A 13,936-nucleotide genomic window follows, 5' to 3' on the forward strand; every position below is an offset into this window, starting at 1 on the left:
ACCAAAGAAGCTCTCAAATCTGGAGAGCTTCTTTGGTGTGTAGGGCGCTTATTTTTAACTTATTTTTTTATTTTGGTAATGTTGCGCAGATATTATGACGAAAGAAAATAAGATAAAAATTTGGATTCGACACTTTTTCCGATTGACTGTGATCCTTAATCTTGTCTATCATAAAATAAGACTCGAATCGAAAAAAATGGTCGGAGTTGATTGAAACTGTTTTCTACACCATTTGAAGGGTAATCGATAGATACCTTTCTATTCTTCAAGAATATTACACGTCCGATACGGCCAGTTTATCATTCCGATACAAGGGGGAAGCCTGGCATGATCAGTGAATTCCAAGAAGCCTTGCTTGATACCGTGGGAGCTTGCCCTTCCACACAGATCGCCAATAATAAGTATGAAAATGTACTGGAGAACCTGGATAGTGGTATCATGCTGTTTGACAGTGACGGGGTACTGACCTTTATTAACGTGCAAATGGCGAGATTACTGGAGCTACCACGTAGTTCGCTCGCGGGTCGCAACCTGATGCAAATTTTGCATCATCCTGAGTTAAGTCGGTTTAAGAAGAAGAAAATTATGCGGATTTATAAAGAAACTATCTTTCATAGAAAGCGCTATCATGAGTTGATTGATGAGTATGGTCGGCATTGGTTGATAACAGTGACCTACGGTGATCAGATGGATGGCGATTTCTTGTTTAGTGTAAAGGATGTGTCGGATTATAAGCAGATTGAGCAAACGGCGTATCAAAACGACAAGCTGGCGATGCTGGGACGTATTTCGGCCTCTATCGCCCATGAAATCCGTAACCCGCTTACTGCAATCCGGGGTTTTATTCAATTGCTTCGGCCGCACTTGGTGGAGTTGGGTAGGGATGAGTATGCCCGTATTATTTTAACCGAGATTGACCGTGCGAACGACATTATTTATGAGTTTTTAAATTCGTCCAAGCCTTCTGCTCCACAAAAAACGGCTGTATCTGTGATGGGACTGTTGAAAGAAGTAGTGATGCTGACAGAAAGCGAGGCGTTGATGAAGGGCTGCCAGATCGTACTGGATGAAAATGATGAGCTCATGAAGGTTTCCATTGACGTGAAGCAGATTAAGCAGGTTATCCTCAATATGATTAAAAATGCGATGGATGCCATTGAAAGCATCAGCGGGGAACGAGAGGGATGCATTGATATCCATACCGTGCTTGAGGGCTCTTATGTGCACATTTGCATTGAGGATAACGGCTTAGGTATGGATCACAATACATTGGCGCGTTTATTCGATCCTTTTTTTACAACAAAAGAAAGTGGAACCGGCTTGGGATTGGCTGTGAGCTATCGTATTATCAAAAACCACGGAGGCTTCATTCATGTAGACAGTAAACATGGAAGCGGTACACAATTTAAAATCACACTTCCTGTAGTCTAATATGATGAGATTTTCGCAGAGGGGTCCTGTACATACTATTTCTGTTGTGGTGTGCAGCGTTGGGGTATAGGTATCACCTATTTGAAAAATGTCATCTGAAGCGCATGATCTGAAAAGATGATGCGCTTTTTTGGTACTGTAAGCATGTGCATTTGCATAAATGCGAAAATAAATTCATGAATATAGAACAAAAAAATGATTCACCTTTCACAGATTAAATGCTATTATATACCAGAATACAACATTTTTTTTGATACTATAGACTTAAACAACGGCTTCCAAAGCTGTCAAACGTCTTAGATGATCGGAATCTCCGATATGCAGGGGGCTGAAGAGGCTGAATGAATATACGGCTGGAAGTAAAAAAAACGATAGGCATTGGAATTGCCGCCATAGTTTTATTTGTCTTAGTGCAGTTATTTCACGTAACTTTGAATAAAATATACTCCTATAATGTATTTTTCTTGTTATATCCGATTATAGGATTTGCCTGTGCGGCGATTTGTTTTTCTATTTTTTATCAATCCTGGTCCGTTTTGCTGGAACAGTTAACCTGGCAGAGACTTCTTATTGCCCCAACGTTTTTGGTGGCTGGTCTGCTTTATCTTGTTCATATCGTTTCGTTTAGTTTCGTAAGCCTGACGGACTTTGCTTTGTCTCCGGGCATTTCGTTGTGGCTGCTGTTTGTAAATCGTGCCTTTACCTCGGTCATGCTCTTATTCGTTTGTTCCCTTCCATTTAGAAAGACGAAGTCTGAATACAAGACAGTGGCTTTGTGGGCAGGGATAGGCTGCACGTTGCTGATTCTAGGAGTTATTAAGGCATATGATGCAGGCTTACCGGATCTACGTATACGGTACGAATTAGGTAACCTGGGCTGGACGTTGAATCTGGTTGTCATGATACTGCTGGTACTCACATTTATTTTTGGAGTACGAAAATATCGGAAAGTTCGCCCCGCGGAATTGGGCATGTTGCTTATGGTTCGTGGGATTGGGCTGTGTGTTGTGAGCCAGTTGTTCTATTTATTTGCTGAGCAAATGAGTGATATCAATCATCTTATAGGACTTTTGACTAACGTGATTGCGTTTTATAATTTGTTGAGCGGTCTGGTCCGGCTTATGGTTCTGGTTCCTTATCGGGAAAAACAGGCGGCAGAATCTGAATTTAATCATATTGCTTATAACGATGATATAACAGGCCTCCCCAATCGGCGACGTCTTTCCCAGCGCCTGGATAAAATATTGCGCCATTCATTGAAATCTGATGAGACAGTAGCGCTTTTAGTGCTAAATATTGATCGTTTCAAGGCGATTAATGATTCGCTTGGGCATACGGCAGGCAATTATTTGCTGTATGCGGTAGGCGAACGCTTGGGGCATTTTTGCCGCGAAGGTGAAGCGGTCTTTAGCATGGGTGGAGATGAATTTGCCTTTCTTCTAATGGGCTACGAAGATTCAGATGTCATGAGAAATCGTATTGATGATATGGTGAAGCTGTTCGATCAGCCGTTTGATATTAATGGGGAGTCTTATCATGTGATGGTGAGCGTTGGCATAGCTTTGTACCCGTCGGATGCGAATCAGAGCGAACAACTTATTCAACAGGCGGATACTGCTGTACATAGTGCCAAGGAGCAAGGGGTGAATTTTCAGCGGTATGCTAGTGCGATGCAGATGCGAGCGCATGAAAGACTCCAGTTGGAGAATGATTTGCGGCGTGCGCTTGAAAATGAAGAATTTTCATTGGTGTATCAGCCACGTGTCCACCTGCAAAGTGGCGAGCTAACGAGTTTGGAAGCGCTGGTACGTTGGAATCATCCTCATCGCGGGATGGTGATGCCGGGTGATTTTATTCCAGTAGCTGAAGAAAGTGGCCTGATCGTGCCCTTGGGGGAATGGGTGTTGCGTGAGGCATGTCTCCAAAATAAGCAGTGGCAGGAGCTGGGGTATCCATCGATTCCGATTTCGGTCAATTTATCCATGCGCCAATTCCAGCAAAAAAAGCTGGTTGATGTCATTCGGGGCATTTTGTCCGATACGGGACTGGAGGCACGCTATTTAGAGCTGGAGATTACCGAGAGTATGACTTTTGATAAGGACCGGGCCTTTGAACAGTTGAAAAAAATAAAAGCTATTGGTGTTGCAATCAGTATTGATGATTTTGGAACGGGTTATAGCTCATTGCATTATTTGAAAAATCTTCCGATTGATCGTCTGAAAATTGACCGGTCCTTTGTAAATGAGGTACTGGTTGACAGCAAAAATGCGGCCATTGTATCTACCATTGCCTCTATGGCTCACCATTTGAAGCTGAAGGTTACGGCTGAAGGGGTGGAGAATGAGGAGCAGCTTCAATTTTTGCAGGCGCAGGATTGTCATGAAGGTCAGGGGTATTATTTTAGCCGTCCCATTCCGGCAGAAGTTTTTGAAAAATTGTTTTTACGTAAACCTGTGAATTGGCTGGCTCAGGATGGCGTCTAGTAGGCTTGCATTTTACAAAAAGGTAAGTTATACTAAATACCATCCTGATTCAGTTAGTTGACAAAGGTTTGTGCATGTCATACATAAGAATCAAGATGTTATATAATGCGGGTGTAGTTCAATGGTAGAACTTCAGCCTTCCAAGCTGATAGCGTGGGTTCGATTCCCATCACCCGCTTACGATTTTTAAAATTTCGAAACCCTCGTGACTCAAGGGTTTTTATTTTGTTTGCAATAAGAATATATTTTAGCCGGGATACCAATGGGGGATCCCGGCTTTTTGCGTTCCTACGAACTATTTTCACGCTGATAAATAATACAATATTAAATATTTTTCTTATATGCTAAAAATAAACAGATAAAAAGAACTATTTACCATTTTGCGAAAAAAGTATAGTCTTGTAATTGGAATTTAATATAAAAAAAGGATGGTGTAGCTGTGATGAGAAAAATCTCTTTTCTTTTAGCTTTAGCCTTTGTGTTTTTTACTTTTTCAGCAAGTGCTACGTTCGCTGCGACTGATTTCCCAAATACGTCGACGAATGGCATGATTGGTTTTGCTGGACAGGCTAAAAGCGAAACGGGAGCTTCAAAGCCTGCTACAACAGGGGGCAAAAATGGTCAGGTCATCTATATCAATAATCTAAACGAATTGAAAAATCAGCTAGGGGACTCAACACCTAAAATTCTGGTCATCGAAAAGAATATTTCTGCTTCTTCTAAAACCGTGATCAATATTGGTTCCAACAAATCGCTAATCGGCTCTTATGCGCAAAATAAGCTAATCAATATTCATTTGAAAACAACAGCTAACTCGGGAAATGTGATCTTTCAAAATTTAACTTTTGAGCACAGCGCCAGCATTAATGGTAATGATGATATCCAGCTATATCTTACTGCGGGCACAAATTATTGGATTGATCATGTTACTTTTGCAGGACATAATTATAATGCAAATGGCTCGGATCTGGACAAGCTTTTGTACATAGGGCAATCGGCTGATTATGTAACCATCAGCAACTCCAAATTTGCTAATCATAAATATGGCCTTATTCTGGGTTATCCAGATGACAGCAATAAAAATTATGATGGCATGCCGCATATTACAATTGCTAATAATTATTTTGAAAACTTACTTGTACGCGGTCCAGGTCTGATGAGATATGGATATTTCCATGTGAAAAATAATTATATTAATAATTTTCAGTTGGCTTACACAATAGCAACCAATGCACGAATTTATTCCGAAAATAATTATTTTGGAAAAGGTAGTGAAAAGGGCGGTATTCTGGATGATAAAGCCAATGGTGAATTTAAAGATGTAGGTAGTTTTCCAGCCATCACCAACCAAAAATCGCCTGTGACCCGATGGAATCCGAGCAAGAACTACAGTTATCAAGTTCAAACCCCTGAATATACTAAAGAATTTGTAACTAAGTATGCAGGTTCGTCCAATACAACGTTGGTATTTGGAAAATAAAACTGGTATTGCAAAAATATTGTGATCTGCTATACTAACTGCAAGTAAGTATCCCATAAAAAGGAAGGTAACCATACGTCCGATGAAGTAAGCACACTGATTTTCCCACTCAACTGCACGTTACTGGCAGGCGGCTGCAAGCTGCAACGGGAGAAGTGTGTCTGAAATGAAAGTAGGGACGTATGCGTATATTTCCGAAACGGGATTTGTTTTTTTCGTTCGCGGTGTTATTTTTCATATGCATAAGTTCTGAAATAATTCATAGCAGTCATTCTATTTTCCTGTATGCAAGCCGCAGCCTTCTGCGGCTTTTTTTATTGCTTCCGGTGTAAAAACCGGGCTGGGAAAGGATGATCGTGGTATGAAAACCATTTTGCGAGTTCGCAATGTAGTCAAGGAATGGAACGGGACATCTATATTTGAGAATGTGTCGATGGATGTGACGGAAGGAGAACGGCTCGCGTTGTTTGGGAGGAATGGAGCCGGTAAAACAACGTTATTACGAATATTGCTGGGAGATGAAGCGCCAACCTCCGGTCAAGTAGAATATGATTTGCCCATGGAAGAGCGAGGCTGGCTGAAGCAGCAGGATACAGTGGATAGGTCTCGAACCGCACTGGAGGCCGCACAGCAGGCCAGCCCTCGGCATTGGCGTCTCAAGCAAACGCTGGGAGAGCTGGAAGCTGACCTAGCCGATGCTGGTAAGGATATGGAGCAGCAACTGGAGCGTTACGGCGAGCTGATGGATGAATACGAACGCCTGCAAGGCTTTGCTTGGGAGTCTGAGGTGGAAAAGGCGCTCACCCGAATGGGAATGCCTGCACAGACGTGGTCCATTGCTTATGGTGATCTGAGTGGCGGACAGAAGACGAGAATACGACTGGCTGGCCTGATGGTCAGGCAGCCCAAGCTGCTGGTACTGGATGAGCCAACCAACCATTTGGATGCCGAAAGTATGCTCTGGCTGGAGCAGTGGCTGTCCTCGTATCCTGGAACACTGCTGTTTGTATCGCATGACAGAGCCTTTTTGGATCAGGTGGCTACGAGTATAGTTGAGCTTACATCCACAGGTATTGAGCGCTATAAAGGTGGTTATAAGGAATATAAAGCGCAGAAGGAGCGGGAACTGCGAGAGCAGGAGGCCAGCTATCGGAAGCAGGAACTGGCGAGACAGGCGCTGGAGGAAACGATTCGAAATTACAGGGAATGGTTTCATCAGGCGCATCGCAGCGCATCCAAGGTTGAAATGGCCATTACGCAGAGCTTTTACAAGGCCAAGGCTAAAAAAAATATTTCCCGTTATCATGCAAAGGAGAAGGAATTGGAGCGACTGGAGGCTAACAGGATAGAGCAACCACGTGAAGCTCCGTCTTTGCACATGAAATTAAATGACAGCGGGTTTCAGGCTAAATATTTGCTGCGTACTGAGCAGGTTGACTTTAGCTACGACGACCATGTCATCGTGAAAAATCTAAATCTGAACGTTGCACGTGGGGATCGTTTGGCTGTTCGAGGACCCAATGGAATTGGCAAAACCACGCTGCTTCGGTTATTAACAGGTCAGCTTGAACCGAAGACGGGAAAAATCACAGCCAACCCACAGTTGAATATCGGGTATTTTTCACAGGAGTTGGAGCAGCTTCCAGAGGATCAGACGTTGCTCGACAGTCTGCTTGCACTCCCAATCATGACCCAAACAGAAGCGAGAACGGTGCTGGGCTGTTTTTTATTTGCCAAAGAGGATGTATTCAAAAGGATCGGAACGCTCAGTATGGGAGAAAAATGCAGGGTAGCTTTTCTGCGTCTGTACTTTAGTGGAGCCAATCTGCTGGTGCTGGATGAACCGACGAATTACTTTGACATTGAAACCCGTGAAATTGTAGAGGACTCTTTACGCCGATATGATGGGGCATTGGTACTCGTCTCGCATGACCGGGAGCTGGTGCGTTGTACGGCAACTCGATTACTCGATATGCAGCCGGGGGGCGGATATGAAATCTACGAGGGGACGGCCGACGAAAAACAAGAAGATGAACGGAGAAGCATCCGAGAGCCCAAGGATCAGGGAGAGCGGGAGGAACGTCTACGATTACAGCTGCGTCTTACCGAACTGATGGGAATGACGGGGACGAGTGAAGCAAATGAGGAGCTCTTGAGCGATATCAGGCGCATTCGTGCCAAGCTGGATCAGTTGAATGATCCCGATATCTGAAGGAATGAAATATAGGCGCTGCTTGCCAAAGTGCAGTAGTTTGCATATAATAATGAACAATAGTTCGTATTTAGAAAATGTCTTGATGGAGAAGAGTAGGCAGTGTCCGATTGAACAGGGAGGAAGCGCCGTAGGATTGAGAGCGTTTCTGCAAATATTGGGCTGTTGAAGTTCGCTCCGGAGCAGTTCCTTGAACCTCAAGCGTCATGTAAATGGCGGTTGTGCAAGTAGGGGATACCGGTTCACGACCGTTACAACGTGCAGAGCGAGATGATGATGCATAGCATGAATGAACCCCCGTACTGATTGCCACAAGGCAACGCGTCGGGTAGCTGAACTTCATTGTCTAACGAGGGTGGTACCACGGTCTTTTCGTCCCTTTTCGGGAGAAAAGACCTTTTTTTGTTGTCTGAAAAGCTGGATATGAAGAAAGGGGACTGAACAGGCGATGAGCGAAACCATCCAAATGAAGGAACATTTGCTGGCCTTGAAGGAAGAAGCACTGGAAGTATTGGAGAAGGTGGAAACACCCAAGGAGCTGGCTGATCTACGAGTTAAATATTCGGGTAAAAAGGGTGCACTGACCGAAATTTTGCGCGGTATGGGCAAGCTGAGTGCGGAAGAGCGTCCAGTTGTTGGCCAGGTAGCCAATGAGGTGCGTGAGGCGATTGAAGAGGTCGTTAACCGTAAGCAGGACGAGTTCACGAAAGCAGAAACGAATGAGCGCCTGCAAGCAGAAAAAATCGACGTTACGTTGCCTGGACGCGCAATGCCGCAAGGCGGGCTCCACCCACTTAACAAAGTGATCGAGCAAATCGAAGATATTTTTACAGGTATGGGATATCGAGTGGCTGAGGGACCACAGGCAGAGACCGATTATTATAACTTCGAAGCTTTGAATCTGCCTAAAAACCACCCGGCACGTGATATGCAGGATTCATTTTACCTGACCGAGGATCTGTTGATGCGTACTCATACGTCACCAGTTCAGATTCGCGCGATGGAGGCGATGAAGGGTGAAACGCCTATTAAGGTGATTTGTCCGGGTACGGTATTCCGACGTGATGATGACGATGCAACGCATTCCTTCCAATTCCACCAAATTGAAGGCCTTGTGATTGGAAAAGACATTCGTATGAGTGATTTGAAAGGAACCTTGCTGCAATTTGCACGCGAAATGTTCGGGGAATCGACCGAAATCCGCTTGCGCCCAAGCTTCTTTCCGTTCACCGAGCCAAGTGCTGAAGTAGACGTGACTTTTGTGAAGAAAAACGGCGAGCGCGTGTGGATTGAAATTTTGGGCTGTGGTATGGTGCATCCGAAAGTGCTGGAAATGGGTGGTTTTGATCCCGAGGTGTACAGTGGCTTTGCATTCGGTATGGGTGTAGAACGGATAGCCATTTTGAAATACGGCATTGACGATATTCGCCATTTTTATAACAGCGATCTGTCGTTCTTGAAGCAGTTTGCGCGTCAATAAACAACTATATCAAGGGAAGTGAACCCATATGAAAGTATCATTCGAGTGGCTGTCCGAGTATGTATCACTGGATCAAGTGAGTGCGGAGGAGCTAGCAGAAAAAATCACCCGTTCGGGCATTGAAATTGATGAAGTTGAACATCGTAACCAAGGAATTACTGGCGTCGTTGTAGGCTATGTCAAAAGCAAGGAAAAGCACCCGGATGCGGATAAGCTGAATGTGTGTATTGTCGATGCGGGTCAGGGAGAAGACTTGCAAATTGTGTGTGGTGCCAAGAACGTGGATGCAGGTCAAAAGGTTCCTGTTGCAGTTGTAGGTGCCAAGCTACCAGGAGATTTCCATATTAAAAAGGCCAAGCTGCGTGGTGTTGTGTCCATGGGCATGATCTGCTCGGCCAAAGAACTGGGCATGAATGATAAGCTATTGCCAAAAGAATTGCAGGAAGGCATTTTGGTGCTGCCAGAGGATGCTGAAATTGGTACGCCAATTACGAAGCTGCTTGCTCTGGATGATCAAGTGCTGGATTTTGATTTGACACCCAACCGCTCGGATTGCCTGAGTATGCATGGAGCTGCATATGAAGTAAGTGCCATTCTAGGACGTGACATTTCGCTCGCTGACCCTGCTAAGGATCTGGTGGAAATTAGCGATGCTGCGGCAGATCACTTGTCCGTTAAGGTAGATACTCCTGAACTGTGCACACACTATGCAGCGCGTTATATCACAGGTGTTAAGGTGGGCCCTTCACCGTTATGGATTCAAAACCGTCTGATGGCGGCAGGTGTTCGTCCGATCAACAATATCGTAGATATTACGAACTACGTTATGCTGGAATATGGTCAGCCGTTGCATGCTTTTGATGCGGATAAGCTGGAAAATGGAAATATTGAGGTGCGACTTGCTCGTACAGGCGAAACTTTGATTACACTTGACGATCAGGAGCGTAAGCTGGAACCACATATGCTGTTGATCACAGACGGTGTAAAGCCGATTGCATTGGCAGGCGTGATGGGTGGAGCCAACTCTGAGGTTACGGATGCGACGGTTAGCATTGCGTTGGAATCTGCGAAGTTTGACGGCGGTACCGTTCGTAAAACATCCCGCCAACTGGGACTGCGTTCGGAAGCAAGTCTGCGTTTTGAAAAAGAAGTTGATCCAGGAGCTGTTATACCTGCTGTAAATCGTGCAGCTGCGCTGATTCAGCGTTATGCAGGGGGCACTGTACACCAGGGTATTGTAGAGTCTGCTTCCGCAAAAGCTGAAAATCATATTATCAAGCTGTCGCTAGATAAAATAAATCGATATTTGGGAACCGAACTGTCCCTGCTTGAGGTGAAGACGATTTTTGGTAGACTTCATTTCGGATGCGGCGACACAGAGCCAGGGGTGCTGGAAGTTGAAGTACCTACACGCCGTGGAGATATTACCATTGATGTGGACTTAATCGAAGAAGTAGCACGTTTGTATGGTTATGACAATATCCCAACCACGCCTATTGAGGGACCGACAACTCCAGGAGCTTTGACGGCATCGCAGTCCCTGCGTCGTTCCTTGCGCAGATTGCTGGCTCATGGTGGCTGGCAGGAAACGATCAGTTACTCTTTTGTGCATCCGCAAAGCACAGCTTTATTTAATGCTCTGACAGAAGGCACCCATCCGGTACGTTTGGCTATGCCTATGAGCGAAGACCGTAGTGTATTGCGTACAAGCATCATTCCGCAAATGCTGGATACAGCGGTGTACAACATGAATCGGAAGCAAGATAATCTGGCGATTTTTGAGATGGGAACTGTATTTTATACAGAAGAGCAAACCTTAACCCGCCAGCCGCAGGAAATTCAAGTGCTGAGTCTGCTGCTGACTGGAGTGCGCCGTGAAAAACAATGGAACATCGGAGCCGAAAAGGTCGACTTCTTTGATATTAAAGGTGCGCTTGAAACAGTGTTCGACTATTTTGGACTAAGTGCCAGCATTCGCTATGTGGCTGACCAGCCGCAAAGCTACCACCCAGGACGTTCCGCTTCGGTATGGCTGGATGTGAACGGAAACTCCCAACGGATCGGTACAGTTGGGCAGATTCATCCTGAACTGCAACAGTCCTATGGGCTGAACGATACGTATGTAGCTGAAATCGCGTTGCAACAGCTCGTTGAGCACGCAAACTCCCATATTCAGTTCAGAGAGCTGGCTCGCTTCCCGTCCGTGGAACGTGACATTGCCCTCGTGGTGAATAAAGACGTTGAGGCAGGTGAACTGCTTCGTGTTATTCACGCTGCAGGCGGAGAACTGTTGCAGGATGCACGGGTGTTTGATGTATTTACAGGCAGCAAGCTTGGTGAAGACAAGAAGAGCGTGGCTATTTCCCTGACCTATCGTCATTGGGAGCATACGTTGACGGATGAAGAGATTAATGCGGCGCATTCTCCTGTCGTTACGTCTCTAGAACAAACTTTTGGAGCGGAATTGAGAAAGTAGCAGGAAATGCGGGAAGCCGTATCGAATCTTAGTGACAGAGGTTCGATACGGCTTTTTGGCCTATCATCATAGAAGCTCTCTACTCTGATATTCACCCGCTGCGGGGAAGCCGGACTAATAAGGTTGAACGCTTCACGGAAGGCGGGTTACCCTAGTACCGGACACACCTTAGAATCAACATACAGTAGTATTGAAGGAGGGCATAATTGTGACTACACCAGATCGTACTCGCGTCACTGTAGAGATCTACGGTACTTCTTATAAACTTGTCGGCAGTAATAGCGATTATATGAAGCAGGTTGCTAATTACGTAGATGAACGTATGCACAGCATTTCTCAAGCACATTCGCGTCTGGATATGCCCCGAATTGCCGTGCTGGCTGCGGTTCATATGGCTGAAGAAGCTGTACAAATTCAGGAGATTCAGAGCCATATGAACCGCTTGGCAGCGGAACGGGCGGAGCTCCGGGGAGATCTGGCCCAACTCCAGACGGCTCTAGGGGAACAACAGCAGAAAAATACAGATATGCACCAAGCCCTTGTTCAATTGAGGGAAGAAAAAGAAACGACGCAGAAGAAACTGGTGGAGACCGAATCTACATCAGCCAAGGAAATTGCCGAACTAAGGGCAAAGCTTGAACAGCAGGAGAAAAAAGCGGCTGAACTTGAAAATGCACAAAAACAAGCTAAGCGTGAATTGGAGGAATCTCGTCAAGAAGCTTCTCGTAAGCTGAAAGAGCAGCAAGAGGCTGCAAATGCGCGTGTCCGGCAGACAGAAGAGCAGTTGAAGAAGGAAATAGCCGAAGCGGCTAAACAGGCTGAAGCTAAGCTTTCCGCTGCGGAAAAGGCTCATCAGGAGCGAAAACGTATAGAGCTGGACAATTTGCGATCTACTTTGCAGCAAGAGCATAGCCAGAAGATAAGCGAATGGCAGATCAAGTGCTCCGGGCTGAATGAGCAGTTGGAGCAGGAACGTAAACAGGCTGAATTGGCTCTAAATGAGGAAAAGCTTCAGTATGAGGAAGCGCAGAAACGTGCTGAAGAAGCTGCACTGGAGCAGGAGATTCGGATGGAGGAGCTTCAGAAGCAATTAGAACAAGTACAAGCAGGAAATGCAGAGCTTTCTTCTCGTCTGGAGAAGGCTCAAGAGCAAGCTGCAGCATTGGAGCAACAACAGTCCGAGCTGGAGGCTCAGCTACAAGCACAGCAACAGGCGGCAACAGAGCGGGAGCAGGCAAACACGCTTGCGCGTGAAGAACTGCAAAGCAGATATGATCAGTTGGTGAATGAAGCCAAGGCTACGCAGCAGCAGGCGGCTAAGCTGGAGGAAGAGCAGCGCCGGATGCAGAAGCTGCTGGAGCAAGCTCATGTATCTTCTCGCAAGCTGCAAAGCGAGCTGGCTACGCTGGCTGAAAGTGAGAAGGCATGGAAGAAGCTTGCAGAAGAACGTCAGTTGGCAGCCGATGAGTTGGAGCTTTCCCTGCTGGAAGCGCGTGAACAGAAGGAAGCGACAGAGGAACAACTACAGCAGACTGTGGCTGAGGTTGAGGCTGCTAATGATAAATATGCTTCACAACAGCAACGGCTGGTTCAACTTGAAGCGAAAATCAAGGAGCTGTCGCCTGAGCTGATTCGTGTTCAGGACGAGCTTGAGAAAGCCCAAGTCCGAGAGCAAGAGAGTGCGAAGGCGTATCAATCGCTTCAGGATCAATATGGAAGCATGAAGAGCCGAGCTGGACAGCTGGAGCAACATATTAAGCAACTCCAGCAGGAAAATCATGACCGGCAAAGTGAATTGGAACGTGCTGAGAAGGCCTCTGTGGAATGGCAGCTTAAATACGATCAGTTGAAGGCTGAAGCGGAACGTTTGGAAGCTGAAGATGCTGCCCGCAAGGAAGAATTTGCTTCTTGGGAACGGGAAATAGCGGTAACGATTGAACAAAAAGAACAGCTTCAGGAGGAGATTCGTTCCGCGGTTGAAGCTGCCAACACCGCAAAGGCAGAACAGCAGTCCATAGAGCAGGAACGCATGGCCTTGCAGTCTGAGTTAGATGAAGTAGGTCAAAAATATGAAATGGCGGCTCATCAGCTTCGTTTACTACAAGTACAACAGGACGTAGACCGAGAAAATGCAGAGAAGATTTCAACAGAATTGCGTCAACTAAAGGAAGAATACACCAAGCTTCAAACCGAGTATAATGAATGGATTGAGCTTATCGAACAGGATCAGTAGATACGGATTATAAATGTAAGGCAATCCCCGGCTGCTCATGGCCGGGGATTGTTTGTTTATGGTATCGCTAAGAAGTATAAATGACAAAAAGCTGTCCTTTGGCAGATGAATCTGCTTCGGGACAGCTATGCTGGAAGTGTT

General features: G+C 45.7%; 7 protein-coding genes and 1 tRNA gene. All 8 read left to right on the plus strand.

Annotation, left to right across the window (positions count from 1 at the left end; all coding sequences use genetic code 11):
• The first annotated feature begins 327 nt into the window (after nucleotides 1-327).
• Nucleotides 328-1,431, plus strand: a complete 1,104-nt coding sequence (locus tag ACUC6J_RS07235) for an ATP-binding protein (RefSeq protein WP_019686642.1) — start codon at nucleotides 328-330, stop codon at nucleotides 1,429-1,431.
• A 341-nt stretch (nucleotides 1,432-1,772) separates the two neighbouring features.
• Nucleotides 1,773-3,914, plus strand: a complete 2,142-nt coding sequence (locus ACUC6J_RS07240) for a putative bifunctional diguanylate cyclase/phosphodiesterase (RefSeq protein WP_447249988.1) — start codon at nucleotides 1,773-1,775, stop codon at nucleotides 3,912-3,914.
• Nucleotides 3,915-4,021: 107 nt separating this feature from the next.
• Nucleotides 4,022-4,092 (plus strand) — tRNA-Gly (locus ACUC6J_RS07245).
• A gap of 264 nt (nucleotides 4,093-4,356) precedes the next feature.
• Nucleotides 4,357-5,394: a pectate lyase family protein gene (locus ACUC6J_RS07250; protein ID WP_019686694.1), complete on the plus strand. Its 1,038-nt coding sequence runs from the start codon at nucleotides 4,357-4,359 to the stop codon at nucleotides 5,392-5,394.
• A gap of 361 nt (nucleotides 5,395-5,755) precedes the next feature.
• Nucleotides 5,756-7,606 carry a ribosomal protection-like ABC-F family protein gene (gene abc-f, locus ACUC6J_RS07255; protein ID WP_447249989.1) on the plus strand — a complete coding sequence of 617 codons (1,851 nt, stop codon included), beginning with the start codon at nucleotides 5,756-5,758 and terminating at the stop codon, nucleotides 7,604-7,606.
• Between the two features lie 448 nt (nucleotides 7,607-8,054).
• A complete protein-coding gene (pheS, locus tag ACUC6J_RS07260) occupies nucleotides 8,055-9,086 on the plus strand; it encodes a phenylalanine--tRNA ligase subunit alpha (protein ID WP_016820540.1) in 1,032 nt (343 codons plus the stop codon).
• A 28-nt stretch (nucleotides 9,087-9,114) separates the two neighbouring features.
• Nucleotides 9,115-11,562 carry a phenylalanine--tRNA ligase subunit beta gene (gene pheT, locus ACUC6J_RS07265; protein WP_290403398.1) on the plus strand — a complete coding sequence of 816 codons (2,448 nt, stop codon included), beginning with the start codon at nucleotides 9,115-9,117 and terminating at the stop codon, nucleotides 11,560-11,562.
• 208 nt (nucleotides 11,563-11,770) lie between these two features.
• Entirely contained in the window at nucleotides 11,771-13,795 is a 2,025-nt protein-coding gene (locus tag ACUC6J_RS07270) for a cell division protein ZapA (protein WP_447249990.1), read from the plus strand.
• The last annotated feature ends 141 nt before the right edge of the window (nucleotides 13,796-13,936 follow it).

The sequence above is a fragment of the Paenibacillus sp. JJ1683 genome, assembly GCF_053006485.1.